At 72.4% G+C, this 25006-nt stretch carries 28 protein-coding genes; 11 read left to right on the top strand and 17 right to left on the bottom strand.

Annotated features, from left to right (window positions below; genetic code table 11):
* Positions 1-15: 15 nt before the first annotated feature.
* Positions 16-1632: a 3-dehydroquinate synthase gene (aroB, locus tag ACP6CK_RS12100; protein WP_426959905.1), complete on the bottom strand. Its 1617-nt coding sequence runs from the start codon at positions 1630-1632 to the stop codon at positions 16-18.
* Positions 1633-1821: 189 nt separating this feature from the next.
* On the opposite strand from aroB, the gene ACP6CK_RS12095 reads away from it, so the two are divergent.
* The gene (locus ACP6CK_RS12095; protein WP_426959201.1) at positions 1822-1968 is read left to right on the top strand and encodes a hypothetical protein; all 147 of its coding nucleotides are present in this window, start codon (positions 1822-1824) and stop codon (positions 1966-1968) included.
* A 16-nt stretch (positions 1969-1984) separates the two neighbouring features.
* The gene (locus tag ACP6CK_RS12090; protein ID WP_426959200.1) at positions 1985-2890 is read left to right on the top strand and encodes a tyrosine recombinase; all 906 of its coding nucleotides are present in this window, start codon (positions 1985-1987) and stop codon (positions 2888-2890) included.
* Between the two features lie 55 nt (positions 2891-2945).
* Here the strand turns inward: ACP6CK_RS12090 and ACP6CK_RS12085 are convergent, their stop codons facing one another.
* The 7 genes from ACP6CK_RS12085 to ACP6CK_RS12055 are packed head-to-tail and all read right to left on the bottom strand — an operon-like array spanning position 2946 to position 9066.
* On the bottom strand, positions 2946-3704 hold the full coding sequence (locus tag ACP6CK_RS12085) for an SDR family NAD(P)-dependent oxidoreductase (RefSeq protein WP_426959199.1): 759 nt from the start codon (positions 3702-3704) through the stop codon (positions 2946-2948).
* Positions 3701-4969, bottom strand: a complete 1269-nt coding sequence (locus ACP6CK_RS12080; RefSeq protein WP_426959198.1) for an extracellular solute-binding protein — start codon at positions 4967-4969, stop codon at positions 3701-3703. Before ACP6CK_RS12080 ends, ACP6CK_RS12085 begins: the two co-directional genes overlap by 4 nt.
* A 14-nt stretch (positions 4970-4983) precedes the next feature.
* Entirely contained in the window at positions 4984-5826 is an 843-nt protein-coding gene (locus ACP6CK_RS12075) for a carbohydrate ABC transporter permease (RefSeq protein WP_426959197.1), read from the bottom strand.
* Complete coding sequence (locus ACP6CK_RS12070) at positions 5819-6688, bottom strand: carbohydrate ABC transporter permease (protein ID WP_426959196.1); 870 nt, start codon at positions 6686-6688, stop codon at positions 5819-5821. The genes ACP6CK_RS12075 and ACP6CK_RS12070 overlap by 8 nt, the downstream gene beginning before the upstream one ends.
* A 10-nt stretch (positions 6689-6698) precedes the next feature.
* Entirely contained in the window at positions 6699-7037 is a 339-nt protein-coding gene (locus ACP6CK_RS12065; RefSeq protein ID WP_426959195.1) for a hypothetical protein, read from the bottom strand.
* A complete protein-coding gene (locus ACP6CK_RS12060) occupies positions 7037-7924 on the bottom strand; it encodes a DUF6772 family protein (RefSeq protein ID WP_426959194.1) in 888 nt (295 codons plus the stop codon). Before ACP6CK_RS12060 ends, ACP6CK_RS12065 begins: the two co-directional genes overlap by 1 nt.
* Positions 7921-9066 (bottom strand): mandelate racemase/muconate lactonizing enzyme family protein, encoded by a 1146-nt coding sequence (locus ACP6CK_RS12055; RefSeq protein ID WP_426959193.1) that lies wholly within the window; start codon positions 9064-9066, stop codon positions 7921-7923. The genes ACP6CK_RS12060 and ACP6CK_RS12055 overlap by 4 nt, the downstream gene beginning before the upstream one ends.
* An 81-nt stretch (positions 9067-9147) precedes the next feature.
* On the opposite strand from ACP6CK_RS12055, the gene ACP6CK_RS12050 reads away from it, so the two are divergent.
* The 4 genes from ACP6CK_RS12050 (at position 9148) to ACP6CK_RS12035 (ending at position 13236) form a co-directional block, all read left to right on the top strand.
* Positions 9148-9921 carry a FadR/GntR family transcriptional regulator gene (locus ACP6CK_RS12050; RefSeq protein ID WP_426959192.1) on the top strand — a complete coding sequence of 258 codons (774 nt, stop codon included), beginning with the start codon at positions 9148-9150 and terminating at the stop codon, positions 9919-9921.
* Positions 9918-11195 (top strand): ABC transporter substrate-binding protein, encoded by a 1278-nt coding sequence (locus ACP6CK_RS12045; RefSeq protein ID WP_426959191.1) that lies wholly within the window; start codon positions 9918-9920, stop codon positions 11193-11195. The genes ACP6CK_RS12050 and ACP6CK_RS12045 overlap by 4 nt, the downstream gene beginning before the upstream one ends.
* A 277-nt stretch (positions 11196-11472) precedes the next feature.
* Positions 11473-12213, top strand: a complete 741-nt coding sequence (locus ACP6CK_RS12040; protein ID WP_426959190.1) for a trypsin-like serine peptidase — start codon at positions 11473-11475, stop codon at positions 12211-12213.
* 66 nt (positions 12214-12279) lie between these two features.
* Entirely contained in the window at positions 12280-13236 is a 957-nt protein-coding gene (locus ACP6CK_RS12035) for an acetyl-CoA carboxylase carboxyltransferase subunit alpha (RefSeq protein ID WP_426959189.1), read from the top strand.
* A gap of 46 nt (positions 13237-13282) precedes the next feature.
* Here ACP6CK_RS12035 and ACP6CK_RS12030 read toward each other — a convergent pair whose 3' ends face one another.
* Complete coding sequence (locus ACP6CK_RS12030) at positions 13283-14593, bottom strand: aminotransferase class V-fold PLP-dependent enzyme (protein ID WP_426959188.1); 1311 nt, start codon at positions 14591-14593, stop codon at positions 13283-13285.
* A 52-nt stretch (positions 14594-14645) separates the two neighbouring features.
* Here ACP6CK_RS12030 and ACP6CK_RS12025 point away from each other — a divergent pair, with 52 nt between their 5' ends.
* The gene (locus ACP6CK_RS12025; RefSeq protein ID WP_426959187.1) at positions 14646-15608 is read left to right on the top strand and encodes a Bug family tripartite tricarboxylate transporter substrate binding protein; all 963 of its coding nucleotides are present in this window, start codon (positions 14646-14648) and stop codon (positions 15606-15608) included.
* A gap of 10 nt (positions 15609-15618) precedes the next feature.
* Positions 15619-16380: an aspartate/glutamate racemase family protein gene (locus tag ACP6CK_RS12020; protein WP_426959186.1), complete on the top strand. Its 762-nt coding sequence runs from the start codon at positions 15619-15621 to the stop codon at positions 16378-16380.
* Positions 16381-16562: 182 nt separating this feature from the next.
* Here the strand turns inward: ACP6CK_RS12020 and pcaG are convergent, their stop codons facing one another.
* From pcaG to ACP6CK_RS11980, 8 genes are all read right to left on the bottom strand, one after another.
* A complete protein-coding gene (pcaG, locus tag ACP6CK_RS12015; protein ID WP_426959185.1) occupies positions 16563-17186 on the bottom strand; it encodes a protocatechuate 3,4-dioxygenase subunit alpha in 624 nt (207 codons plus the stop codon).
* Between the two features lie 11 nt (positions 17187-17197).
* A complete protein-coding gene (locus ACP6CK_RS12010) occupies positions 17198-17914 on the bottom strand; it encodes a protocatechuate 3,4-dioxygenase subunit beta (RefSeq protein WP_426959184.1) in 717 nt (238 codons plus the stop codon).
* Positions 17911-18552 (bottom strand): fumarate hydratase C-terminal domain-containing protein, encoded by a 642-nt coding sequence (locus tag ACP6CK_RS12005; protein ID WP_426959183.1) that lies wholly within the window; start codon positions 18550-18552, stop codon positions 17911-17913. Before ACP6CK_RS12005 ends, ACP6CK_RS12010 begins: the two co-directional genes overlap by 4 nt.
* On the bottom strand, positions 18549-19418 hold the full coding sequence (locus ACP6CK_RS12000) for a fumarate hydratase (protein WP_426959182.1): 870 nt from the start codon (positions 19416-19418) through the stop codon (positions 18549-18551). Before ACP6CK_RS12000 ends, ACP6CK_RS12005 begins: the two co-directional genes overlap by 4 nt.
* A gap of 124 nt (positions 19419-19542) precedes the next feature.
* Positions 19543-19878 carry a hypothetical protein gene (locus tag ACP6CK_RS11995; protein WP_426959181.1) on the bottom strand — a complete coding sequence of 112 codons (336 nt, stop codon included), beginning with the start codon at positions 19876-19878 and terminating at the stop codon, positions 19543-19545.
* Entirely contained in the window at positions 19875-20651 is a 777-nt protein-coding gene (locus ACP6CK_RS11990; RefSeq protein ID WP_426959179.1) for a class I SAM-dependent methyltransferase, read from the bottom strand. Before ACP6CK_RS11990 ends, ACP6CK_RS11995 begins: the two co-directional genes overlap by 4 nt.
* Positions 20648-21124 (bottom strand): MarR family winged helix-turn-helix transcriptional regulator, encoded by a 477-nt coding sequence (locus ACP6CK_RS11985; RefSeq protein WP_426959178.1) that lies wholly within the window; start codon positions 21122-21124, stop codon positions 20648-20650. Before ACP6CK_RS11985 ends, ACP6CK_RS11990 begins: the two co-directional genes overlap by 4 nt.
* Positions 21125-21162: 38 nt before the next feature.
* The gene (locus tag ACP6CK_RS11980; RefSeq protein ID WP_426959177.1) at positions 21163-22500 is read right to left on the bottom strand and encodes a Rieske 2Fe-2S domain-containing protein; all 1338 of its coding nucleotides are present in this window, start codon (positions 22498-22500) and stop codon (positions 21163-21165) included.
* Positions 22501-22655: 155 nt separating this feature from the next.
* Here ACP6CK_RS11980 and ACP6CK_RS11975 point away from each other — a divergent pair, with 155 nt between their 5' ends.
* Genes ACP6CK_RS11975 through ACP6CK_RS11965 form a run of 3 tightly spaced genes read left to right on the top strand, consistent with a single transcriptional unit; the run spans position 22656 to position 25004 of the window.
* Positions 22656-23621, top strand: a complete 966-nt coding sequence (locus ACP6CK_RS11975; protein WP_426959176.1) for a PDR/VanB family oxidoreductase — start codon at positions 22656-22658, stop codon at positions 23619-23621.
* Positions 23621-24802: a Gfo/Idh/MocA family protein gene (locus ACP6CK_RS11970; RefSeq protein ID WP_426959175.1), complete on the top strand. Its 1182-nt coding sequence runs from the start codon at positions 23621-23623 to the stop codon at positions 24800-24802. Before ACP6CK_RS11975 ends, ACP6CK_RS11970 begins: the two co-directional genes overlap by 1 nt.
* A gap of 13 nt (positions 24803-24815) precedes the next feature.
* Positions 24816-25004, top strand: a complete 189-nt coding sequence (locus ACP6CK_RS11965) for a hypothetical protein (RefSeq protein ID WP_426959174.1) — start codon at positions 24816-24818, stop codon at positions 25002-25004.
* Positions 25005-25006: the final 2 nt, after the last annotated feature.

Raw genomic sequence — 25006 nt, 5'->3', positions numbered from 1 at the left:
GGCGGGCGGCCCCGGTCAGGCCGCCGCGCCCTCGTCGCGCAGCAGGGACAGGACGGCGTCCGGCGGCACGTCGGCGGTGGTGAAGACGTCGCCGGCGTTGCGCAGCAGCACGAAGCGCATGGCGCCGTCCCGCACCTTCTTGTCCTTGCGCATCCGGCCGATCAGCGCCTCGGCCGAGAAGCGGCGCGGCAAGTCCTTCACGCGCGCGGGCAGGCCGGTGGCGGCGAGATGCTCCATGACCCGACCCGGCCATTCCTGGGAACAATGGCCGAGGCGCGCGGAGAGGGCGGCGGCGAGGCCGAGGCCGACCGCCACCGCCTCCCCGTGCAGCAGGGTGCCGTCATAGCCGCACTCCGCCTCCAGGGCGTGGGCGAAGGTGTGGCCGAGGTTCAGCAGGGCGCGGCCGCCCTCCTTCTGCTCCTCCCGCTCATCCGCCACGACGACGCCGGCCTTCAGGCGGCAGGATTCCAGCACGGCGTGGCGCAGCGCGTCCCGGTCCCCGGCCATGGCGGCGGGGCCGTTCGCCTCGCACCACTCCCAGAGCGGGCCCTGGAGCAGCCCGTGCTTCGCCACCTCGCCCCAGCCGGCGCGCAGCTCCCGCGGGGGCAGGGTGGCGAGGGTGTCGGTGTCCGCCAGCACGATGCGCGGCTGGTGGAAGGCGCCGGCGAGGTTCTTCCCGGCGCTCAGGTTCACGCCGGTCTTGCCGCCCACGCTGCTGTCCACCTGGGCCAGGAGGGTGGTCGGGACCTGCACGAAGGGCAGGCCGCGCAGCGCCACGGCGGCGGCGAAGCCGGCCAGGTCGCCCACCACCCCGCCGCCCAGCGCGATCACCGTCGTGCTGCGGTCCACCCCGGCGGAGAGGAGCCGCTCCAGCACTTCCTCCAGCATCGCCATGCGCTTGGAGCCCTCGCCCGGCGGGACCTCGACCGTGGCGCGAACCTCGAAATGAGCGTCGTCGAGGCCGGTGCGGAGGGCGGGCAGGTGCAGGGGCGCGACCGAGGCGTCCGACACGATGGCCACCCGCCGGGCCGGCAGGTGCGGGGAGAGCAGCCCCCCCGCGCGGGAGAGCAGGCCGCAGCCCACCACCACCTCATAGGCGCGCTCGGACAGGGCCACCGGCAGGCGGGCGGGGCGCTGCCAGCCGATGAGCGCCCGCTCCGCCCGGCTGGTCGTGATCTCCGGCGTGTCGTCGAAGCAGTCCAGCGTCAGGTCCGCCTCGGCGTAGAAGGGGTAGCGGCGCTGCATCAGGTCCTGCAGCACCTGGTCGGGGTCGCGGCCGATGAAGAGCGGGCGGTTGCTGCGCCCGACGATCCGGCGCTTCAGCACGGGGATGTCGGCCCGCAGCCAGATCGTCACCGCCCCGGATTCCCGCAGGATCTGGCGCGTCCTGGCATCCGCATAAGCCCCGCCGCCCGTGGCCAGCACCACCGGCGGCCCGGCGACGATGCGGGAGATGACCCGGCGCTCGCCGTCCCGGAAATGGGCCTCCCCGTAGCGGGCGAAGATCTCGGCGATGGTCAGGCCGGCGGCGTTCTCGATCTCCGTGTCGGCGTCCAGGAAGGGCAGGCCGAGCCGGACGGCCAGCCGCTTTCCGATTGCGGACTTGCCGGCCCCGGGCATCCCCACGAGCACCACCGCATGGGCCGGCGCGCGAGGCGCCTGCCAGGTCGGGGCCTCCGGGTGGCCTGGGTCTGAAACAAGGGGTTCGGCGAGGTTGCGTGACACGACGCCCAAGGCTAGCACAGGCCCGCCGCGTCCCGCAGGGGGCTGCCCCGCGGCCCGTCCCTCCCGCCCATCCCCGACAAGGAGCCGCACGCGCGCATGGTCCGACGCCCGTTCCTGCTGCTGGTCTTGCTGCTGATCGGGATCCTGGTCCTGGGCCTGCTGGCGATCGGCGCCTTCCCGCCCGGGGTCACGCCGCAGGCAGTGGAGCGGACCCTGCCGAACGAGCGCTTCGGGACCCGCTGACCGCCCCGGCCACGGCGTGAACCGCCATCTGGAAGCCTTTCTGGAGATGTTGGCGGCCGAGCGCGGGGCCGCCCGCAACACGCTCGCCGCCTATCGGGCCGACCTGGAGGACGTGACCGGCTACGCCGCCCGCCAGGCGCGGGAGGCACCGGAGGCGATGAGCGCGGAGACGCTGCGTCGCTACCTCTCGGGCCTGACCGATGCCGGGCTGTCCCCCAGAACGGCCGCGCGGCGGCTCTCTGCCCTGCGGCAGTTCCACCGTTTCCTGGCACGGGAGGGGGTGCGGACGGACGACCCGACCGAGGCGCTGGACAGCCCGAAGAAGCCCGGCCTGCTCCCCCGCCCCCTGCGGGAGTCCGAGGTCACCGCCCTGATCGAGGCCGCCTTTCGCCTGCCGGGCAAGAAAGGGCGGCTGGCGGGGGCTGTCTGCGAACTCCTCTACTGCTCCGGCCTGCGGGCGAGCGAGCTCGTGGCCCTGCCCGCCACCGCCCTGCGGGAGGACGCGCCGCTGGTGGTGGTGAAAGGCAAGGGTGGGAAGGAGCGGCTGGTCCCCATCTCCGCCCGCGCGCGGGAGGCCGGGCTGGCGGCGCGGGAAGCGGACCCCAAGTCAAAGGCGAAAGGTCATCCCTCTCGCTGGCTCTTCCCCTCCCACGGGTCCTCGGGGCACCTGACGCGCCAGACCCTGAACAACCTGCTGCACGAGGCGGCGCTGGGCGCCGGACTGGATCCGTCGCGCGTCTCGCCGCACGTGCTGCGGCACTCCTTCGCCTCCCACCTGCTGGGGCGGGGAGCGGATTTGCGGAGCCTGCAGGTTCTGCTGGGGCACGCGGACATCGCGACAACGCAGATCTACACCCAGGTGCTGGAGGAGCGGCTGCGCCAGCTCGTCGAGGCGCATCACCCCTTGGCCCAGGCGGGCTGATCCTGGCCTCCCGAGAGGGCGTTGGCAGGAGTGCTTCCAACCCCGGACCCCGCGGTCAGGCGGACAGGCCCCCGTCCACGACCAGTTCCGCGCCGGTGACATAGGCGGCGGCGTCGGAGCACAGGAAGAGGGCCGGGCCGGCCACGTCCTCCGGCCGGCCCAGGCGGCCGGCGGGGATGCGGGCCTCCACGACCGCGCGATAGGCCGGATCGGCCAGGGCCGCGGCATTCCCCTCGGTCTCGATCGCGCCGGGGAGGAGGATGTTCACCGTGATCCCCTCCGCCGCCAGCTGTCGCGCGAGGTTGCGGCCCATGTTGGCGATGGCCGCCTTGCTGGCCGCGTAGGAGATCTGGTTCGGGTTGGGACGGTGCTGCTGCACGCTGCCGAGCAGGATGATCCGCCCGCCGCCCAGCGCGCGCATGCCGGGCAGCGCGGCGCGGATCAGTTCCAGGCTGCCGCGCACGTTCACGGCCCAGTGGAGGTCCGCTTCCTCCGCCGTGATGTCCGCCAGCGCCGTCCGCCGTTCATAGGCGGCGTTGCAGACCAGGATACCGAGCGGACCGCCGAGGCGATCCGATGCCGCCCGAACCAGCCCCGCAGGCGCGGCCGGGTCCGCCAGATCGGCGGGGATCGCGGCCGTCGCGCCGATGGCGGCTGCCGTGGCGGCCGCTTCCGCCTGATCATGCATCCCTTCATGCGAGATGGCGACCGCGGCGCCCGCCTGCACCAGCGCCGCCGCGATGGCCCGCCCCAGCCCGCGCCGGGCCCCCGTGACGAGCGCGCGGCGGCCCTCCAGGCGCAGCGTCGGCGTCACGCCGGCAGCAGCGGGCGCACCCGGGCGATCGTGTCCGTCACCGCCGCCTCCGGCGCCTTGCGGCCGAGCACGGCGGCCTGCACCTCCTCCACGAAGATCGCCTCGGCGCGGCTCGCCTCGGGGAAGGCGGGAAAGGGGATGCGGGCGCGGGACAGGGCGGCCGCCTCGGTCGCGGCATTCGGGTTGTCCGCGACGAAGGCCGGATCGGAATAGGTCGAGACGCGTACCGGCCCGTTGCCGTTCCGCGCGGAGCCGAGCGTCACCGCCGGCGAGGACATCTCCCGGATGAAGGACCAGGCGAGGCGCTTGTCCCGCGCATTCCGCGGAATGCACATGGACCAGAACTCCACCACCGACGCCATCTGCGTGCCCGCCGGGGCAGAGGCGGAGACGGGCATCTCCGTCACCATGATCCGGCCGGGGAAGCGGGACCCGTCCGCCCGGTTGAGCTGCGCATGGCGGGCGAAGGGCAGGATGGCGAAGGCGGCGCGGCCCTGCTGGAGCCAGGTCACCTGGTCCTCGTTCGTGGTGGTGGCGTAGGAGCGGGGCAGGGCCCCGGCCTCGAAGAGGCCGCGGATGGCGGCGATCGCCTTCGTCATCGCCGCGGCGTCGGGGATGACCCGGAAGTCCGCCGTGATGAAGTCGCCGCCGAAGGCGCGGGCGAACATCACGGGATAGGCCGCGAGCGCCGCCGTCATCACCAGCCCCACCACCGGCGCGCCCCCGGACGGGCGGTAGGTGAGGCGGCGGCAGGCTTCCAGGAACTCCTCGAAGCTGCGAGGCGGTGCCACGCCGCGCTCCTCCAGCATGGCGGCGTTGTAGAAGAGTCCGTTGCACCCCTGGCGGACGGGGATGGCGACCGTCGCGCCGCCGAGCCGCATGGCATCCCGCAGGCCGGGGGCGATGTCCTCGAAGTTCGCGACCGGCTCCGCCGCCATCAGCGGGTCCAGGGGCTCCAGGAGCCGCGCCGTGTCCGCCGTGGCGCGGCTGTTCAGAAGGTAGCCGACCCCGAAATCGGTGGAGGGCAGGCTGGCCTCCCGCAGCAGCCGGTCCTGCAAGGGGCCGATGTCGGCGGTGGTCCAGGCGATCTCCGCGCCGTTGGCCCGGCGCCAGGCTTCGGTCAGGTCGCCCGCCGCGCCCCCGGTCAGCACGCCCTGGTGGACGCGGTGGGAGAGGATGTCGAGCCGTCGCCCCTGGGCGCGCAGCGACGGGGCGGCGAGGGTCGCGAGGCCGGCGGCGAGCGCGGCGCGGCGTGTCAGGCGCATGGTTGTTTCCTCCGCTATCCCTTGGTGGCCCCGGCGGTCAGGCCGGCGACGAGGAACTTCTGGGTCAGCCAGACGAAGAGCAGCACGGGCAGCAACTGCACCGTCGCCGCGGCGAAGAGCACGCCCCATTCCACCCCGTCGAAGTTGCCGATCACCTCGGCCAGCACCAGCGGCGCCGTCTTGGCGCGGGTGGAGGTGAACACGAAGGCGAAGAGGAACTCGTTCCAGGCATAGACGGCCACGAAGACGGCCACCGCCATCATCCCCTGCGCCGCCAGCGGCATGACGATGCGGAACAGCGTGCGGAACCGCCCGGCCCCGTCCACCGCCGCGGCCTCGTCCATCTCCCTGGGTATCTGGTCGATGAAGCCGCGCATGACGAAGGCGCCGAGGGAGACGAAGAAGGTGGCGTAGAGCACCGCCAGGAAGAGGTGCGTGTCCTGGAACCCCAGCGCGTTGGCCGCGGGGAAGAGCGGCAGGGTCAGCACGATCGGCGGGATGAGCCGCACCACGATCAGCAGAGAGCCCGAGGCGTTTACCCAGCGCGAGGGGAAGCGGGAATAGGCGTAGCCCGCCAGCAGGCTGGCGAAGACGGCGATGACGGTCGCCAGCGCGGCGATCACGGCGGAATTGCCGAGGGCGTGGAAGAACTCCGGCCAGCGCGCCCAGAGCGCGGCGTAGTGCTCCAGCGTCGGGCGGAAGGTCAGGCTGGGCGGCACGGCGAAGATGTCCCGCTCCGGCTTCAGGGAGGAGGAGACGATCAGCAGGATCGGCGCCAACGACCAGACGAGGATCGCGGCGACCGCGAGCGCCTTCAGCGCGCCGATCAGCCAGCGCCGGGGACCGGTCCTACGCATCGGCCCGCTGCGCCCGGGACAGGCGCCAGAGATAGGGAGCTGCCAGCAGCAACGAGGTGACGACCATCAGCCACCCTGTCGCGGCCGCGCCACCGAAGGAATTGTACCGAAAGGCTTCGAGGTAGAGGTAGAGCGCCACGACCTCCGTAGATCGCGCCGGACCGCCGCCGGTCAGCAGCCACACCTCACTGAACAGGCGGAAGGCGAAGATCAGGCGGAACAGCATCGCCAGCAGCATCGCCGGCACCAGCAGCGGCAGGGTGACGCGGCGGAAGGTCTGCCAGGGGGAAGCGCCGTCGATCCGCGCGGCCTCGTACACCTCGCCCGGCAGGGCCAGGCGGGCGGCGTAGAGAATCATGAAGGTGAAGGGCAGGTGCAGCCACACCGAGAGCAGTGAGACGAGGATCAGCCCGTGCGCCGGCGTCACCGCGTATTCCAGCCCCGGCAGGCCGAAGAGCCCGAGGAGGTAGGTGACGTGCCCGACCTCCGGATCGAAGAGGAAGCGCCACATCACCACCGCCGCCACCTCCGACACCGCGTAGGGCGCGAGGACGATCGCGATCAGCAGGCGCCGGAAGGGCAGGCCGGCGGCGAAGAGCAGCGCCATGCCCAGCCCCAACAGAAGCTCCGCATGGACCACGATCAGCACGACGATCGCGGTGTTCCCCAGCGCCCGCCAGAAATACGGATCGGAGGCGACGCGGAGGTAGTTCTCCCACCCCACGAAGCGCGCATTCACGCCGAAGGAGGAGGCCTGGAAGGACAGCCAGATGAGATAGGCCGCAGGCAGGACGATGATCGCCAGGATCATCCCCTGCGCCGGCGCCAGCAGGGCGAGGCGGGTCCAGAGGCTCTCCCGCACCGCCGCCGCCTCAGGCCTTGAGGGAGAAGGTGACCAGCGGCTTCAGCGTGACGCCGGGCGGCAGGACGGCCGTGATCCGCAGCCAGGCGCCGAAATGCGCGACCCGGGCCCAGCCCGTCTCGTCCTGGCGGGCGGGGACGCGGATGGTCGTCCCCTCGTCCACCCAGCGCATGCCGTCCGGAGAGAGCTGCACGCGGAACGCCGCGTCGCCCACGTCGCCCTCTACGGCCAGGGCGCGGACGAAGATCACCGCCTCCGCGGCCCAGCCGACCTCGTGCGGCTCGGTCGCGCACTCGCCCGACCAGGTCTCGTTGCGCGCGACGACGGCGTTCTGGCTCTGGCGCAGCATCAGAAGTCCCCGGACAGGCAGACGGAGTCGACGTAGAGGAAGGCGCGCTTGTCGGTGTCGGTCTCCGCGAACATGAACAGGTTCAGCATGCACCAGAGATTCCGCATCGCCGGCATGCGGATGGGCTCGTAGGCGCTCAGGTCGAAGACCCGGTCGTTGCAGCGGAAGCCTGTCGCCCGCATCGTCTCCAGGTCGAAATCGAAGCAGACGTAGTGCCAGTTCACCTTCGTCGGGATCTCGTTGTAGCAGAGCTTCTGCTCGCCGCCCGGCAGGTCCACCCAGCCCTCGGGCGCCAGGTGGTAGTGGCTGATCGTCTTGCCCTCGTTGCCGATGGGGATGATCGGCGTCGTCTCGGGCTTGAACTGCCAGCGCTGCACGTGCTCGCCGTCCCGCGCGTTCAGGAAGCGGAAATGCGGCATGACGCGCGCGCCGTTCCCGTCCCCATCCCCCGTCTGAAGGTCGTAGCCGAAGCCGAAGCTGCGGACATCCGTCTCGGACAGGCGCAGCTCGTTCGCCTCGGGCTTGAAGGTGAAATAGAACTCCCAGCGGATCGGGCCGCGGCGGCGGAAGGTCAGGCGCTTCACCGTCACGTTCTGCGCGCCCTTGCGCGGCCGCGTCGCGACCTTCAGCGAATAGGTGCCGTCCGCCGCCCCGTGGGAGCCGAACTCCCAGGCGATGCAGGAGGAGAGCATGGACTGCGTGTGCTGGGCATAGCCCGGCAGCATCGCGTCCAGCGTGTGCTCGTAATTGCCGACGAGCTGCGTCCAGCCGCAGAAGCCCTCGTCGAAGTCGTCGAAGGAGATGATGCGCGGCAGCGGGTCGAAGCGGGAGAGGCGCGGATCGGCGAGTTGCAGCGCCCGTCGGATCGCGTCGGCGTCGGTGCTCATGGGCGGTCCTCCCGGATTCGGTGTCGCGCCAGCGCCTCGGGGTCGAGGCGGATGCCGAGGCCCGGCGCATCGGGGACGGCGAGCTGCCCGGTGGCGGCGTCCAGCACGGTCACGTCGCCCAGCACCGGCGTCGTCAGCGCCTGGCGCAGCGGGTTGTCGAAGACCATGCACTCGAAGGTGCGGAAGGCCTCGGCGGCGGCGGCGAGGTGCAGGCTGGCGGCGGCGCAGACCGAGCCGGACCAGCCGACATGCGGGGCATAGGCGACGCCGTGGATGGCCGCGTGCTCCGCGATGCGCCAGGCCTCGGTGATGCCGCCGGAGCGGGCGACGTCGGGCTGGATGAGGCCGAGCACGTGTTCGGCCACCAGCGCGGCGGAATCCGCGGCGGTGAAGTCGCTCTCCCCGGCCGCGAGGCGGATGGGCAGGTGCTGCGCCAGCCGGCGGTAGCCCGCATGGTCTCCCGGTCGGAGCGGCTCCTCGTAGAACCAGTAGCCCTCGTCCACGAGGGCCTTGCCGACCCGCAGCGCGTCGTCGGCGTCGAAGGCCCAGTTCGCGTCCACGCCGAGCAGGACGTCATCCCCCACCAGCCGCCGGACCTGCCGGATGCGGGCGATGGAGGCGCCGACCGGCGCGCCGATCTTCACCTTGATCTGGCGGAAGCCCTTCGCCCGCGCCAAGGCGACCTCCGCCTCCACCCGGGCGTCGTCCGCCCAGTTGATGGAGGAGGCATAGGCGTCCACCCCAGCCCGGCCCATGCCGCCGAGCAGCCGCCAGACCGGCTGGCCCGCGGCGTGCCCCGCGAGGTCCCAGAGCGCGATGTCCACGCCGGCGATGCATTCCATCAGCACGCCGCCGGTCCGCCCGCTCAGCGCGTCCCGCATGGCGCACCACAGGCCGCGCCGGTCATGCGCGCTGCGGCCGATCAGCCGGGGGGCGAGAAGGGTTTCGATCAGCCGCGCATAGCCGACGGCGCCGCGCCGCCCGAGCACCTCGCCGATGCCGGTCAGGCCGCTCTCGGTCCGGATCTCCACGACCACGATCTCGAAGGCAGGCCAGTCGCCCTGGCTCGTCCGCTGCGCCGTGCGGAGTTCCGCGCGCAACGGGTGGGCGACCACTTCCCTGATCAGCAGCGGGTCCGCCACGGCCGTTCCTTCCCTTTCCGCGCAACTTATCGGATGAGTTGCTCTGTTGCAAGGTGGTGGGGTGGGCCTTACCCTTACAGCATGACCGACGCGCCTGACTTCGACGCGGAGCCGGTCCTGCCGGTGCGGCTGGCGGACGGTGTCGTCGCGTCCCTCTCCAGCGCCATCCTCGACGGCCGGCTCCGGCCAGGGGATCCGCTGCCCGCGGAATCGCGCCTCGCAGAGCGCTTCGGCGTGTCCAAGCAGGTGGTGCGGGAAGCGCTGCGGCAGCTCGCGGCGCTCGGCGCTTTGCAGGTGGGGCAGGGGCGGGCCACCCGCGTCTCCGCGGCGCCGGATGCGGGCGCGCTGGCCCGCTTCTGGCGACTGGCCGTCGGCAGCACGCGGGAGGGCCTGGCCGAGGCGGTGGAGCTCCGCCGCATGGTCGAGCCCCAGGTGGCGCGGCTGGCCGCACTGCGGGCCGATGCGGCCGGGCTGGACGCGATGCGCGCGATCCTCGCCCGCATGGAGGCCGCGATCGGTGATGTCCCCCGCTGGATCCAGGCCGACCTCGACTTCCACGAGCAGCTCGGCCGCCTCAGCGGCAACGGCCTCGTCTGGCTGCAGGTCCGCGGCCTCCGCCCGGTGGTGGAGGAGGTGATGCGCCGCTTCAACGACCACGCCTCCCGCAGCCACCGGAACTGGCGCGCGACCTTCGACCGGCACCGACTGGTGCTCGAAGCCCTCGCCACGCGCGACCCGGACGCGGCGGAGCGCGCGATGCTCGCGCATTTCGGTGCCGCGGAGGACGCCATCGCCGCGATCTTCCCCGCGGCACCGGCGGCGGCGCCCGGAACGACGAAGGAGGAAACAAGATGACCAGGATCACCCGTCGCGGGGCCCTGACCCTCGCCGGCGCCGCGCTCGCGGCGCCCGCCGTGCGGGCCCAGGGCTCGGCGGCCCCGCTCTCCGTCATGTCCCACCGGGTGCATCAGACCGTGGCCACCGGCGCGGGCGGCGACGTGACGGCCCCTTTCACGCAGGCCACCGGCGCGCGCGTGGCCTGGACCACCTTCGACGTCGGGCCGCTCTGGGACCGTCTGCAGCGGGAGGCCTCGCTGGATCAGGGCTCGGTGGATGTCGGCTTCATCGTGAACACCCAGGCCGTGCCGCGCGCGTCGCAGCTCTTCGAGCCACTGGGGCCCTACATGGAGCGGGACCCGATCGAGGCGCCGGACGATGTCTTCCCCGGGCTGATGAAGGGCTTCGAGGTCCGCGGCGCGCAACTCGCCATCCCCGTGCGCCACGCCTCCTCCGGCATGCACTACAATGCGGAGATCCTCGCCGAGCGCGGCATCGCCCAACCGCCCCGCACGATGGAGGAGCTGGCGGAGGTCGCGCGCCGCTGCGTGTACCGGCGGGAGAGCACGCCGGTGGTCGGTCTGGTGCTGCCGGGCGTGACCTATCCGAACGTCATCGACATCGCCCGCGCCTGGGATGGCGACTTCATCACCCCGGACTTCCGCTGCGTGGCCGACCAGCCCGGCATGGTGAACGCCATCCGCCTGCTGCGGGACCTGTTCCAGGCCGGCGCCTTCCCCCGCAACTTCGCGTCCATCGCGACGGAGGACGTGAACACCTGGATGCAGCAGGGCCGCGCCGCCATGGCGCTGACCGGCATGAGCCGGAACCAGATCTACAACGACCCGCAGCGCAGTCGCTTCCCGGGGAAGATCCAGACCGTCGCGGTGCCGGCCAGCCAGACGATCGCGGACCGCTTCCCCGTCGCGCCCGCCAAGGTGGAGTTTTGGGGCATGGCGATCCCCCGCAACGCCAGGCGGAAGGACCTCTCCTGGGCCTTCATCAAGGCGATGTCGGCGCGGTCCGCGACGCTCGCCATGGCGCGCGGCGGCAACGGGCCGGTGCGGGCCAGCACCTATGACGATCCCGGTTTCCAGGCGAGCGTCCCCTATGCCGCGGAGGAGCGGCGCGTCCTCCAGGTCGCCCGCGTGCCGCTGCCGGCCTTCGACGAGGCGGCCCGCGCCGGCGACCTGTTCAAGGAGGAGGCGGAGGCGGCCGTCCTCGGCATGAAGACGCCGGAGGCGGCGATGGCGAGCCTCGTCGCACGCGTCACGCCGCTGCTGCCGCGGTGACGTGCAGGGAAGGGTGAGGGGCCTGGCCCGTGCGACGGGCGGCACCGGGGGAGAGAAGGAATTCTCTCCCCCGGACCCCCACTCATCTCGACTTGTCAGGCTACCGCGGACGGCGGAGGCGGGCGTCCCCATCGCCGGATTCCGCGGCAGCCTGAGAAAAGGAGATGAGGGCGAGGGGGCTGGGGAGAGGGAGAATTCCTTCTCCCTCTCCCCAGGGTCATCGCGACCGGACCATCAGAACCCTCGCGAAGCTACGGGCCCGGATCGCCCCGTCAGCTTGCTGCGCCCGGCCCTTTTCGCGGCACTGCTGCTGCTCGCGGTCACCACGGCCGGCGCGCAGGTCATCCCGCGGTCCGAACTGCCGGGGATCGGGCCGGACGACCGCCGGCGGGTGGTGGATGCCGGTGCCGCGCCCTGGCGCGCCCTGGGTCGGGTGCAGACGGAACTCGGCAGTCGCTGCACCGGAACCCTCGTTGGGCCGCGGACCGTCCTGACAGCGGCGCACTGCCTGGTGGCGCCGCGGTCGCTGAACCTGGTGCGGCCGGGGTCCGTGCACTTCCTGCTCGGGTATCGGCAGGGGGCGTGGACGGCGCAGGCGCGGGCGGTCTCGATGATCATCGGCCCGGGGTTCGATCCGCGCGCCCGTGCCCCGGCCGGCGCGGATTGGGCGCTGCTGACGCTGGATGCTCCCCTTGCGGTGCCGGACGGCCCGTTGCCCCTGCTGGAGGCCATGCCGGCGGGCACGGCCCTGGCGCTGGGCGGCTACCAGCAGGACCGGCCGGAGTTGCTGATGGCGGATACGGAATGCCGGTCCCTCGGCAATGCCGAGCAGGAGGGGCGCCCGGTCCTGGTCCATGACTGCGTGGGCACGCGCGGCAGCAGCGGCGCCCCGCTCCTGGCTCGGCGGCCGGACGGGGGATGGGCGGTGGCGGGCGTCGCGGTGGCGGTGGCGCGGGACCGGCCGCTGGGCTTGGCGGTGCCGGCCGCGGTGCCCCGGCGGGCGCTGGCGGGGCCTTGAGGGGCCGGAAGCTGGCGCCCGGCGGGCGCCTGCGCTAAGCCCCCGCCGCCCCAACAGGACCGCTGGATGCGCCACTTCCTGGACTTCGAGAAGCCGATTGCCGAGCTGGAGGGCCAGATCGAGGAGCTGCGCCGCACCACCGACGCGGGCGGCATCGACGTGGCCGAGGAGATCGGGCGCCTGCGCGACAAGGCGGAGAAGCTGCTCTCCGCCACCTACGCGAAGCTCTCGCCGTGGCAGAAGACCCAGGTGGCCCGCCACCCCGAGCGCCCGAAATGCCTGGCCTATGTCGCCGGGCTCATCGAGGACTTCATGCCCCTCGCGGGCGATCGCGCCTTCGCGGACGACGCGGCGGTGGTCGGCGGCCTCGGCCGCTTCCGCGGGCGCAACGTGATGGTGCTGGGGACCGAGAAGGGCACCGACACCGAGAGCCGCATCCGGCACAATTTCGGCTCCGCCAAGCCGGAGGGCTACCGCAAGGCGCGGCGCCTGATCGAGCTGGCCGGGCGTTTCAACCTGCCCATCCTCTCCTTCGTGGACACGGCCGGCGCCTTCCCGGGGATCGAGGCGGAGGCGCGCGGCCAGGCCGAGGCCATCGCCCGCTCCATCGAGGCCTGCCTCGATGCGCCCGTGCCCTTCGTGGCGACCATCATCGGGGAGGGCGGGTCCGGCGGCGCCATCGCGCTGGCGGCGGCCGACCGGGTGCTGATGCTGGAGCACTCGATCTACAGCGTCATCTCGCCGGAAGGCTGCGCCAGCATCCTGTGGCGCGACGCGGCCAAGGCGCCGGAAGCCGCCGAGGCCCTGCGCCTCACCGCCGAGGACCTGCGCCGCCTCAACCTCGTGGACGGCGTGGTGCCGGAGCCGATGGGCGGCGCACACCGGGAGGCGGAGGTGATGATCGCCTCCGTCGGCGACCGGATCGAGGCCTTCCTGAACCCGCTGCTGGCGCTGGACGGCAGCACGCTCCGCGCGCGGCGGCGTGAGAAGTTCCTGGAGATGGGCCGGACCGGCGTGGTCTGACGCCACGGAGGACGGGGGCGCTCTGCCCGGCGCGGGGATCGGCCGGTCAGGTCCCGTCCGCGCCGGACTCCGTCGGCCGGCGCGCCGCCTCTCGCAGCGCGCGCCCGAGGGCACGGCTCTCCTCCTCCCCGCGCAGATTGGCCGGGTCCAGCACCAGCCGACCGGTGCGCAGGCCGCGATGGCCGACGAGCACCGGTGGGTCGCGGCGGGCGAGTGCCAGAGCCAGGGCACGCGCGTCGAAGCCGAGGGCCGCCGCATCCACCGCCACCTCCAGCCGCGGGGCCGGGCCTTCCACGACGTGGGGAACGAGGCCGTTGGCGCGGCCGAGCTCCTCCGCCATCGTGCCGACCAGCGCGCGGCGGCGGGCGGTTTCCATGGCGGGATCGGCCGCGGTGAACGCCGTCAGGGCGGCCAGAAGACCGACGATCTCCTCCTTGCCCACCTTCATGGCGCGGCCGATGCCATGGGTGGGCAGGCGGCGCGGGTCGCGCAGCGCGGGGGCGAGCGCCGGGTCCGGCACGAAGCTGCCCTCCAGGAAATCGAGGTCGAGGCTCTGGAGCAGGGCGGAGGCGATCAGGTCGGGGCGGCCGAGAAGGAGGCCGGTCCCGGCCGGGCCGCCGATCGCCTTGCCGCCGCTGACGGCGACGAGGTCGGCGCCCTGCGCGATCAGCGCGTCCGGCAGGCTCGCGGGCGGCAACTGCCCGGCGGCGTCCACGATCAGGATCAGATCGTGCTGCCGTGCGAGCGCGGCGAGTTCGGGCAGGGCCGGCTCCTGCTCCGGCTGGGCGAGGTAGAGGATGCCGGCGGTGCGCGGGGTGATCGCGTCGGCGAAGTCGCCCGCCTCGGCGTCCCGCACGCCGGCGGAGGACTGTCGGTCGGGGATGCCGACCTCCACCAGCCGCGCGCCGGCCAGCAGCAGGGCCCGGTCATAGGCGCTGCGATGGCTGCGGGCGACGAGGAATTCATGCCGCATCCCCTCCGTCTCCGGCAGGCGGTTCATGCGGGCGATGCTGTCGCGCGCGATGGCCGCGGCGGCGCCCATCGCCAGCGCCGCGGCGGCGCCCGTGGTGACGAAGGCGGCGGGAACCTTCAGCAGGTCCGCGGCCCGACGTCCCGCGGCGCCGTGCAGCGCCGCCATGTCGAAGGACAGCCCGGCCGCCGCGTCCATCGCGGCGCGCACCTCCGGCGAGAGCCGCGCGGCGCCAGCGCGGGTGGAGGTGCCGGTCGCGTTCAGCGCGGGGGAGGGGAGGCCGAGGGCGGCGAGTGGGTCCATACGGCCAGGATAGGCCGCGCCGCCGACCCCGGGCAGGGTTGCGCCGCCGTCCGGAACGAAGGGCGCGCAGGGTCGACAGGCCACGCAGCCAGGGGCCAGGTTACGCGGCTGTTAACCGGTGCCGTGGAGGCTTCGCATGCGACGAATGGTCCTGGCCCTTGCCGCGCTCGCGCTGGGCGTCCCGGCGGCCCTCGCGCAGTCCTTTCCGGACCGGCCGGTGCGGCTGGTCATCCCCTACGCGGCGGGCGGCGCGCTGGACGTGATCGGGCGTCCGGTGGCGGAGCAGTTCCAGCGCATCACCGGCCAGCCGATGGTGCTGGAGAACCGCGCGGGCGCGAACGGGACCATCGCGGCGGATTACGTCGCCAAGGCGCGGCCGGACGGCACGACGCTGTTCATGGCGACCAGCGGTCCGATCACGGTCGCGCCCTCGCTGATGGGATCGCTGCCCTATGACGCGCAGAGTGACCTCGTTCCCGTCACCTATCTCGTGAACATGCCGAACGCGCTCTTCGCGGCGCGGGGCGCGGTGGGACAGGACCTGGCCGGTGTGCTCGCGGCCGGGCGCGCGTCGCCCGGGCGGATCCCGTTCGGCTATCCGGGCAACGGGTCCCAGGGGCACCTGGCGATGGCGCTGATGTCCCAGGCGACCGGCACGGAGTGGCTCACCGTGTCCTACCGCGGCGCGTCGCAGGTGCTGAACGACATGGTGGCGGGCACCGTCGGCCTCACCTTCACCACCTATGCGACGGCGCGCGGGCTGATGGCGGACGGGCGGGTGCGGCCGATCGCCGTGGCCGCCGCGGCGCGCACCGCCTCCATGCCCGACGTTCCGACCTTCGCGGAGCTGGGCTATCCGGAGGTGGAGGTGCCGCTCTGGGCCGGTGTGATGGCACCGCGCGGCACGCCGGACGCGATCGTCGCCCGCCTGCACGAGGTGCTGCGGGAGGCCGTGACCTCGCCGGCCGTGCGGACGCTGATGGAGGGCGTGGGCGCGGATATCTCCGCGCAGGGCCCGCCGGACTTCGCCGCCATGCTGCGTGCCGATCATGCCCGCTGGGCGGGCGTCATCCGCCGCGCCAGCATCACCGCCGACTGAGGAACCCTGCATGTCCCGCATCGCCCATGGCGGCAAGACGGTCTACGGCGCGCGCGTCGGCATCCTGATGCTCGACACCGCCTTTCCCCGCGCGCCAGGCGACACCGGCAATGCCCGGACCTGGCCCTTCCCGGTCCTCTACAAGGTGGTGAAGGGGGCGACGGCCAAGGAGGTGGTGCTGGAGCGCGGCGGCGGCCTGCGCCAGTCCTTCCTCGATGCCGCCGCGGACCTCGTGCGGGAGGGGGCGGACGGCATCACCACCACGGGCGGCTTTCTCTCCGTCTTCCAGAAGGACCTCGCGGCGCATGTGGGCGTGCCGGTGGCGAGTTCGTCGCTGCTGCAGATCCCGCTGGCGCAGAGCCTGCTGCCCGCCGGCAAGCGCGTGGGCGTGCTGACCGTCCAAGGGGAGCGGCTGGGCGCGCACCACCTGCGCGCGATCGACGTGGACCCGACCACCCCCATCGTCGGCACGGAGGGCGGTACGGAGCTGACGCGGGTGCTGCTGAACAACGAGACCGTGCTCGACTACGAGCGCGCGGAGCAGGACATGCTCCAGGCCGGCGAGATCATGATGCGCCGCCACCCCGATGTCGGGGCCCTCGTGCTGGAGTGCCACAACATGGCGCCCTTCTCCCGCATCCTGGCCGAGACCTTCCGCGTGCCGGTCTTCGACGTCTACACCCTCGTCACTTGGTTCCACGCTGGGCTGGTGCCGCGCGACTTCGGGCCGCCGGGCTCGGCGGCGGGGCCGCGGGACTGGCGGGAGCGCTGAGCGGGGGCGTTGCTTCCCCCGGGAGGCTCGTTGGAAGCAGTGCTTCCAACCCCGGACCCCGCGATCGGTTTTGACGGAACGCGGTCCAGGGGCGCGCTCGCCCCTGGTGGATGGGGTCCGGGGAAGGCAAAGCCTTCCCCGGGATCATCGGCCCCGGTCCAACCCGGATGAAAGGTCCGGCCTCAGTCCTCGAAGAAGGGCGTCTCCTCGTCCTCGGCCCCGCGCAGGCGGATGTCGAAGCGGAAGACGCGCAGCCCGTCCTCCCGCTCCGCCGGCGGCATGACGAGGCGGGGGCGCAGGTCGGGCGGCAGCACCGTCAGCACGGGATCGGTGGCGTTCGCCTCGGGGAAGTCGGGGAAGAAGACGGTGGTCTGCACCCGGCGCATCAGGCCGGCGCCCATCACCGTCAGGTTGATGTGCGGGGCACGGCGGAGATTGCTGTCCACGTAGCCGCCGGGCATGACGGTGCGGAACTCGTAGCGGCCCTCGGCGTCCGTCCAGGCGCGGCCCCAGCCGAGGAAGTCTGGATCGGCCTCGGCGTGGGCGGGGTCGTCGGGGTGGCGGAAGTGGCCGGCGGCGTCGGGTTGCCAGGCCTCCAGGATGGCGTTCACGCAGGGCGTGCCGCCCTCCCGCGTCACGCGGCCGCGGAGGAGGATCACCTCGCCCCGCGTCGTCGGCGCGGCGTCGGCGGAGACGCGGGTCAGGTCGTTGTCGCCCGCCTGGAAGAAGGTGGCGGGGAAGAAGGGGCCGATCGTGTGCTGGGAGATCGGCGGTTCCAGCTGGGTCGGCGTCAGGGTCTCGGTCATGGGGTCGCGGGTCAGGGCGTGACGGGCGTGGCGGCGTGGCCGCGCAGGACGATGTCGAAGCGGAAGCCGAGGAAGTCGGGTCCGACCTCGGCCGGGTGGAGCTGCCGGGCGACGAGGCGGTTCTTCGCGCGCTCGTCCGGGACCGATTGCAGGATGCGGTCGAACGCGTTCAGCGGATCGCCGGGGAAGTACATCTGGGTGACGAGGCGCGAGAGCGAGGACGGCCCGAGCACGGAGAAGTGGACGTGCGGCGGGCGCCACCAGGTGTCCTTCACCGGCACGGGATAGGCGCCGGGCTTGATGGTGAAGAAGGCGTAGGAGCCGTCCGCGCCGGTGCGGATGCGGCCGTTGCCGATGAAGTCGGGGTCGAGCGGCGCGGCGCGCTGGTCGAGCGAGTGGCGATAGCGGCCGCCGGCATTCGCCTGCCACAGCTCCACCACGGCGTTGGACACGGGGCGCCCGTCCTCATCCAGGATGCGGCCGGCGATGTGGATGAGCTGGCCCTGGGCCATCCGGCCGGGCGCCACGACCGCGAGGTTGTCGTCGCCGCAGGGCAGCTTCTTCCAGAGCTCGGTCGGAAAGGTGGATTCCGTGCGGGTGACGGGGCGGCGGAAGGGCGCGCGGGACGGGGTGTGCGTCCAGGTGTTCGGATAGCCCTCGATCGGCACGGCAGGCTCGATGCCTTCGGGCCAGGGGCGGAAGGCGCGGGGCGCGTGGGTCGTGCTCATGGGGTTCCTCCCGTCGCGGCGGCGCGGGCCTCGGCCAGGCCGGCCATGATCTCGGGCATCCGGGCCTCCGCTTCCTCGCTGAGGGAACCATAAAGCGAGTTGCCATGGGCATCGATGCCCACGGTGACGGGGCCGAGCGCCTCCACCTCCAGCGTCACCATGCGGTAGTGGGAGACGAGGTCGCTCCAGTCCACGCGTACCACCCGCCGGATGGCGTCCGACAGCAGCGGCGCACCGCCGCCGACGAAGGAGAGGTAGACGCAGCCGGTCTCCTTCATCGCGGCGACGCAGCCCGCGTCCAGCCCGCCCTTGCCGCCCACCGCGCGCAGGCCGAAGCCGCGGATCAGCTTGGGCATCAGGTGATTGAAGCGGGTGGAGGTGGTGGGGTTCATGTAGAGAACCTCGAACCCGCCCTCCTCGGTCTCCCGCGAGTAGCTGCCGAGGTGGAAGACGCCGGCGCCGGTCAGGGGGCGCGGGAGTTCCCGCTGGCCGTCCAGGCATTCCAGCAGGCGGCCGATGGTGGGCAGGCCGGCGGTGATGACGATCTCACCGTCCAGCATCACCATGTCGCCGGCGCGCAGGGAGAGCGTATCCGCCTCACTGAGCGGGAGGCGGATGCGGCGGATGGCGTCGCTCATTCCAGGCGCTCCAGCCGGCCGTCCTCGTAGAGCCGGGCGCGGGTGCGGCGGTTGATCCAGCAATTGAAGCAGACGGCGACGGGGGTGAAGCCGTGGCCGGCGGAGTAGTCGATGTGCACGCCGAGCGCCGTGGTATCGCCGCCCGTGCCCATGGGGCCGAAGCCGGTGGCGTTCACCGCGCGCAGTAAGCGCTCCTCCATGGCGGCGAGGATCGGCTCCGGGTTGATGGTGCCGTATTTCCGCAGCGTCGCCTTGCTGGCGAGCTTCGCCGCCACGTCGAAGGAGCCGCCGATGCCCACCCCGATGTTCACGGGCGGGCAGTGCTGGGAGCCGGCCTTCAGCACGCACTCCATCACGTATTTCTCGATCGTCTCCAACGAGGGGAAGGAGAAGGTCTCGATCGCCGCCCAGCGGCCGGAGCCCAGCGCCTTGGGCTGGCAGACGATCTCCACGTAGTCGGCGTCGTCGATCAGGTCCCAGGTGACGAGGGGCATGTCCTTGCCCTTGTAGCCCCGCTCATTCGTCAGGGGGTTCGTCACATGGGCGAGCAGCGGCGGCTTGGAGGTCGCGATCAGCTCGTCGAACCCGTCCACGATGGCGCGCTTGATCGGGCCCTCCAGCCGCACGCCCGTGCCGACCTGGATGAAGTAGACGGGCACGCCGGAATCCGAGCAGACGAGGCGGTCCTGCGTCTCCGCCATCTCCGCGCTGCGAAGGAGAATGCCGAGCGTCTTGCGCGCGACCTCCTTCGTCTCCGTCATCTGGGCGCGGCGCAGCGCCTCCAGCGTGTCGTCGGGGACCTTGCGGAGCGACCAGGCGAAGAGCTTCGCGGTCGCGTCCTTCATCATGTCGTAGGTGATCGGCATCGGCGTCCCGGTCCCGGCCCTGGGCCCCTAGCCGCCGGATCGGGGCCTTTAGGTCAGGTTTGTGGATTTTTCGGGATTCTATACGGGATGGCCGCGGGCCGGGGCAAGCGGCAGGGCCGGCGAATCACTCCGCGCGGCAGGCAAAAGGCAGGAAGGTGCTGGCCGCGCCGGCGTTGATGGCCAGGGCGGTGAGGGTGTTGGCCATGGACAGATCCTGCTCCGAGCGGGGGCAGACACCCCGGCGGTCGCGGCAGCCCGAGGCGAGAAAGGCGGCATGGGCCTCGAGGAACCCCGCCGTCAGCCCGTTCGTCCCGAGCCGCGCGAAGGCCTCGGTGGAGACGTCGCGGTAGCGGGCGCAGCGGCGCTCCGGCCAACTCAGGGAACGGTCCTCCTGCGCGTCGGCCGGCGGGGCGCCCAGGGCCGCCAGGGCCAGCAGCGCCACCACGATGGGGCGGATCATCGGGCGGGGCAGGGGCGGACGCTCTCCGGGGGCGGGGGCGTCGCGGGCGCCTCGAAGATCGCGAGGTATTCCGCCCGCGGCGGCGGCTTCAGATCGTGGACGGCGACCTGCCGATAGCCGAGTGCCGCCATCTCGCAGGCCAGCAGCGCGCGCGGCGTGCCGTGGAAGGGGATGGGGCCGTCCACGTCCAGGATGCCGACCCGCGCGCCCGGCCGCAGCGCCGGGATCAGGTTCGCCAGCAGCGCGTAGGGCTGCGTGACCTCGTGGTACATGTGGACGAGCAGCGCGACGTCGGTGGAGGCGGGTGGCAGGCGCGGGTCGCCCGGCTCGCCGAGGCCGACCGAGACGTTGGGCCGGTTCGCCACCCGGCGGCGGAGGCGGGCCACGGTGTCCGGCATGACGTCCTGCGCCAGCACGCGACCGCCCGGGCCGACCGCATCGGCGAGGCGCACCGCGTAGTAGCCGGCGCCGGCGCCGATGTCGGCGACCGTCATACCCGGGCGGATGCCCATCCAGCCGATCACCCGCTCCGCCTCCCCGGCCCTCTCGCGGGAATCCTCGCTGGACCACTGGTCCGAGACGATGGCGGCCACGGGCCGGACGGCGGCCGGGAAGCGCTCGGCCGGGGTGCCGGCGGGCCCGAGGAAGTCGGAGGCGCCGCCCGGCGCCGCGCCGCAGCCGGCGAGGAGGAGCGCGAGGGCGGGCAGGGCGCGGCGGAGCATGGGGCGCAGGTGGCCCCCGCGACCGGTCGTGCAAGGCGTCGGGCGGGTCATGGCGGGAAACTCTCCCGGACGCGGCGGAGAAGGGCGATCAGGGTGCGCTGCTCCGCCGCCGACAGGACGGAGGCGGCCTGGGAATTCACCGCATGGGCGGTCGGCATCAGCGTCTCCCGCAGCGTCCGCCCGGCGGGGGTCAGGTGCAGGTGGACCTTGCGCTTGTCCGTGCCGCTGGGGACACGGTGGATCCAGCCGGCGGCCTCCATGCCGCGCAGCGCGATGACGGCGGTCGGCTCCGTCATGCCCACGCGGCGGGCGAGGTCGCGCTGGGTCAGCCCGTCCTCCTCCCACAGCACGCGCAGGAAGTACCAGGCGCCGGGGGGGACGCCATGGGCCTGGAGCCGCGCCTGCAGGTCCCGCTGGATGGCGCGGTTCAGGTCCCGGACGAGGAAGCCGAGGCTGCGGTTGAAGGGCAGCGGGTCCGCCGGGGGCTTGGCTGTCCGGGGCGCGGCCGTCATCGGGGTGTCCATGGGGCCGATCCTACACCGATCCCGCCGCGCCGCCGGGATCAGGCGGCGGCGTTCGCCATCTCCTGCTCGGTCTCGTCCTGCTCCATCCCGTCCAGCGTGGCAGATTCCTCGTCCGAGGCGCCGAGCTTGCGCCAGTCCTCGGTCTTCGGGACGACGCCCTGGTAGGAGGCGAGCTTCGCCTGGGGCAGGTGCGGCGCCGCCAGCCCGATCGGGTCGGCGCCGGCCTCGTGGCGGGCCACTGCATCCAGCAGGATGCGGCGGAACTGGATGACGGCGATGTCCGAGGCACCGAGCCGCTCGCTCGTGCGGTCGGAGATGGCGCCCATGCTCTCCCACATCGCGATATCCTGGTTCGGGATACCGGGGATGCCGGTGAAGCTGTCGCCGGACTTCATCCAATTGCGGTCCTGGCCGTAGTCGTTGCCGGCGTGGCGCTTGATGGGCCGGAACTCGGAATCGACGTCCACGCCGACCTCCATCACGCAGAACTTCCGCCAGGAATCGGTGGAGATGCCGCCGCCTTCGGGATGCCAGGCGATGAAGTGGAAATAGCTGCTCGTGTCGTCCTTCGGCACGATGACGGAGGCGACGTTGTAGGAGGCGTTGGGCGGGATCAGCGCCGTGAACGGCGCGACATAGGTGGTGATGCGGACGTAGTCATGCGTCGCCGCGTTCTGGATGGGGCGGCGGAGGGCGGCGTAGCGGAAGCCGTAATTCGTCACCTGCACCTGGATGCGCGGGTTCTTGTCCGTGCTGGGCCGCACCCAGTGCGTGTCGAGCGCCCGCGCCTCGCCGCGCGCCGGCTTCATGTCCGACGAATGAAGGGAGGAGGAGTGGGCGCTGTCGATCTGCCCCTCCATGATCTGGGCCCAGTTGCAGGGCAGGTCCACCTTCATGATGGCCACGTTGGCCCGCTCGGTCGGGGCCCAGGGCGGCGCCTCGAAGTCCGGCATCCGGGCGGGGTCGCCCATGTAGATCCAGACGAAGCCGCCGGCTTCCCGCGTGGGGTAGGCCTTGTGCTTCACGCGGTCACAGAAGCCGCTCTCCCGCGGCTCGGACGGCATATCCAGGCAATTGCCGTCCACGTCGAACTTCCAGCCGTGATAGAGGCAGCGGAGGCCGGAATCCTCGTTCCGCCCGAAGGCGAGCGAGGCTTTCCGGTGGGGACAGAACTCGCCCATCACGCCCACCCGCCCCTCGCTGTCGCGGAAGGCGACGAGGGGTTCGCCGAGGATCTTCAGGCGCACCGGCCTGCCGTCGGGCTCCGCCACCTGCTCCGACAGGATCGCCGGGATCCAGTGGCGGCGCATCAGCCGGCCCATCGGGGCCCCGCCTTCGACGCGGGTGAGGGTGTCGTTCTCCTGGGCGGTGAGCATCGGGGTCTCCTGGCGCGGCCGGGAATCACTTAGAATTCTAACTTCTCTTTACGAGAGGAGACGGGTCCGGGTCCAGGCCTTCCTGCGGAACCAAGGCGCTTGCGGAGCTTTGCTTAGTTTTCTAATGATCCCCGGCCGAGAGGGAGGAACAGGGCATGGCGGAGGACGACCCCGCGCTGCTGCGCCTGCGCGTGGCCCGCGCCGAGCCCGCGGCCGACGGCATCCAGCTCCTCGAGTTGCGGCATCCGGACGGTTCGGACCTGCCCGCCTTCACCCCCGGCGCGCATCTGTCCGTGCGGGTCCCGAGCGGGGCGATGCGGAACTACTCCCTCTGCGGCGATCCGCGGGAGCGGGACCGTTATCTCCTGGCCGTGAAGCGGGAAGAGGGCGGCCGCGGCGGCTCGGTCAGCCTCGTCGAGGGCGTGCGCGCGGGCGACGAGATCGAGGTGTCGGAACCGCGCAACCTGTTCGAGTTGGACGGGCGCGCGCCGGAATACATCTTCGTCGCCGGCGGGATCGGGATCACGCCCATCCTCTCCATGATCCGCCATGTCCGGGCGGAAGGGACGAAGCGCTTCCACCTCTACTACCTCACGCGCTCCGCCGGCGTGACGGCGTTCCGGGAAGAGCTGTCGGCGCCGGATCTGGCGGGTCATGTCACGATCCACCACGACGACGGCGACCCCGACAACGCCTTCGACCTCTGGCCCGTCTTCGAGGAGCCGACCAAGGCGCACATCTACTGCTGCGGGCCGCGGCCGCTGATGGACGCGGTGCGCGACATGACCGGCCACTGGCCGGAGAAGGCGGTCCATTTCGAGGATTTCGGCTCCGACCTCGTCCGCCCGCGCGCCGACGACACGCCCTTTCGCATCCGGCTGGGCCGTGACGGCGAGGAGCTGGAGGTGCCGGTGGGCGTCACGATCATGGAGGTGCTGCGCGGCCACGGCCGGCGCGTCCCCTCCTCCTGCGAGAGCGGGACCTGCGGCACCTGCCGCACCGGCTACCTGGAAGGGAAGGTGGACCATCGCGACATGGTCCTGTCCCCGGCGGAGCGGAAGAAGAGCCTGATGGTCTGCGTCTCCCGCGCGAAGTCGGACCTGCTGGTGCTCGATCTCTGATGGAGCGGGTCCGGCTCGGCGTGGTCGGGCTCGGCCGCGCCTTCATGCTGATGCTGCCGACCCTGGTCCATCATCCCCGGCTGCGGCTGGTCGCCGCCGCCGACCCGCGGGCCGAGGCGCGCGACACCTTCGCCCGCGACTTCGAGGGGGCACGGACCTACGAGGACGTGGATGCGCTCTGCGCCGACCCCGGCGTGGACGCGGTCTATGTCGCCAGCCCCCATCAGTTCCACCTTCAGCACGTCCGCGCCGCCGCATCACGCGGGAAGCATGTGCTGGTGGAAAAGCCGATGGCGCTGACCCTCGCCGATGCCCGCGCGATGGTCGAGGCGGCGCGGGCGGGGAGCGTGCACCTGATCGTCGGACACAGCCATTCCTTCGACGCGCCCTATCTCCGCGCGCGGGAGCTGATCCGGTCCGGGCAATACGGCGCGGTGCGGATGATCAACGCGCTGAACTTCACGGATTACCTTTATCGCCCCCGTCGGCCGGAGGAGCTGGACACGGCGCAAGGGGGCGGCGCGATCTTCTCCCAGGCCCCGCATCAGGTGGAGGTGGTGCGGCTGCTGGCAGGGCGGCCGGCGCGGTCCGTCCGCGCGGCCGCCGGCGTCTGGGACCCGGCCCGGGGGACGGAGGGCGCCTACAACGCTTTCCTCGACTTCGGGGAGGGGATGGCGGCAAACCTCGCCTATTCCGGCCACGCGCATTTCGACACGGACGAGTTCGCCGGCTGGATCGGGGAAATGGGGACGCGCCGCGATCCCGATCGCTACGGGGAGGCACGGGCCGCCCTCGCGAAGGTGGCGTCGCGCGAGGAGGAGGCGGCGCTGAAGAACCGGCGCGCCTACGGGACGAATCTCGACGCCTCGGAGGCCCGCCGCGCGACGCCGCCGCCGGCGCACAACCACTTCGGCCTGGTCATCGTGTCCTGCGAGGGCGCCGACCTCCGGCCGATGCCGGACGGCGTGATGATCTACGCCGATGGCGAGCGCCGCTTCGAACCCCTGCCGCCGCCCGAGGTTCCGCGGGCAGAGGTGGGGGACGAACTCTTCGCCGCCGTCGCGCTTGGGCAACCGCCGCTGCATTCCGGGGAATGGGGAATGGCGACGCTGGAGATCTGCCTCGGCATCCTGGACTCCGCGCGCGGGGGGCGCGAGATCACGCTCCGTCACCAGGTCTGAGGGAGAGCACGCCATGCCGTTGATCCGGATCGAGGCCGCCGAGGACAAGGCGTCCGGCAAGTTCTACGTCGAGATCTACAAGCCACACGACGCGCCCGCGCCCTTTGTGACGACGCAGCCGCGCTACCAATCGGCGGCCGCGGCGGAGAACGACGTCATCGCCATCCTCGCGGCCGCCGCCAGCTCCGCACAGGAGGACTGAAT

It is taken from the genome of Muricoccus radiodurans, from assembly GCF_050154705.1.
GTDB lineage: Bacteria > Pseudomonadota > Alphaproteobacteria > Acetobacterales > Acetobacteraceae > Roseomonas > Roseomonas radiodurans.
This window is presented reverse-complemented; position numbering and strand designations above follow the sequence as displayed.

Excerpts from the sequence above, each read along its gene's own strand:
- ACP6CK_RS12095 (WP_426959201.1), top strand. The coding sequence starts at position 1,822 with ATGGTCCGACGCCCGTTCCTGCTGCTGGTCTTGCTGCTGATCGGGATC.
- ACP6CK_RS12080 (WP_426959198.1), bottom strand. The coding sequence starts at position 4,969 with ATGCGCCTGACACGCCGCGCCGCGCTCGCCGCCGGCCTCGCGACCCTC.
- ACP6CK_RS12075 (WP_426959197.1), bottom strand. The coding sequence starts at position 5,826 with ATGCGTAGGACCGGTCCCCGGCGCTGGCTGATCGGCGCGCTGAAGGCG.
- ACP6CK_RS12065 (WP_426959195.1), bottom strand. The coding sequence starts at position 7,037 with ATGCTGCGCCAGAGCCAGAACGCCGTCGTCGCGCGCAACGAGACCTGG.
- ACP6CK_RS12060 (WP_426959194.1), bottom strand. The coding sequence starts at position 7,924 with ATGAGCACCGACGCCGACGCGATCCGACGGGCGCTGCAACTCGCCGAT.
- ACP6CK_RS12050 (WP_426959192.1), top strand. The coding sequence starts at position 9,148 with ATGACCGACGCGCCTGACTTCGACGCGGAGCCGGTCCTGCCGGTGCGG.
- ACP6CK_RS12045 (WP_426959191.1), top strand. The coding sequence starts at position 9,918 with ATGACCAGGATCACCCGTCGCGGGGCCCTGACCCTCGCCGGCGCCGCG.
- ACP6CK_RS12035 (WP_426959189.1), top strand. The coding sequence starts at position 12,280 with ATGCGCCACTTCCTGGACTTCGAGAAGCCGATTGCCGAGCTGGAGGGC.
- ACP6CK_RS12025 (WP_426959187.1), top strand. The coding sequence starts at position 14,646 with ATGCGACGAATGGTCCTGGCCCTTGCCGCGCTCGCGCTGGGCGTCCCG.
- ACP6CK_RS12020 (WP_426959186.1), top strand. The coding sequence starts at position 15,619 with ATGTCCCGCATCGCCCATGGCGGCAAGACGGTCTACGGCGCGCGCGTC.
- pcaG (WP_426959185.1), bottom strand. The coding sequence starts at position 17,186 with ATGACCGAGACCCTGACGCCGACCCAGCTGGAACCGCCGATCTCCCAG.
- ACP6CK_RS12010 (WP_426959184.1), bottom strand. The coding sequence starts at position 17,914 with ATGAGCACGACCCACGCGCCCCGCGCCTTCCGCCCCTGGCCCGAAGGC.
- ACP6CK_RS12005 (WP_426959183.1), bottom strand. The coding sequence starts at position 18,552 with ATGAGCGACGCCATCCGCCGCATCCGCCTCCCGCTCAGTGAGGCGGAT.
- ACP6CK_RS12000 (WP_426959182.1), bottom strand. The coding sequence starts at position 19,418 with ATGCCGATCACCTACGACATGATGAAGGACGCGACCGCGAAGCTCTTC.
- ACP6CK_RS11995 (WP_426959181.1), bottom strand. The coding sequence starts at position 19,878 with ATGATCCGCCCCATCGTGGTGGCGCTGCTGGCCCTGGCGGCCCTGGGC.
- ACP6CK_RS11990 (WP_426959179.1), bottom strand. The coding sequence starts at position 20,651 with ATGACCCGCCCGACGCCTTGCACGACCGGTCGCGGGGGCCACCTGCGC.
- ACP6CK_RS11985 (WP_426959178.1), bottom strand. The coding sequence starts at position 21,124 with ATGGACACCCCGATGACGGCCGCGCCCCGGACAGCCAAGCCCCCGGCG.
- ACP6CK_RS11980 (WP_426959177.1), bottom strand. The coding sequence starts at position 22,500 with ATGCTCACCGCCCAGGAGAACGACACCCTCACCCGCGTCGAAGGCGGG.
- ACP6CK_RS11975 (WP_426959176.1), top strand. The coding sequence starts at position 22,656 with ATGGCGGAGGACGACCCCGCGCTGCTGCGCCTGCGCGTGGCCCGCGCC.
- ACP6CK_RS11970 (WP_426959175.1), top strand. The coding sequence starts at position 23,621 with ATGGAGCGGGTCCGGCTCGGCGTGGTCGGGCTCGGCCGCGCCTTCATG.
- ACP6CK_RS11965 (WP_426959174.1), top strand. The coding sequence starts at position 24,816 with ATGCCGTTGATCCGGATCGAGGCCGCCGAGGACAAGGCGTCCGGCAAG.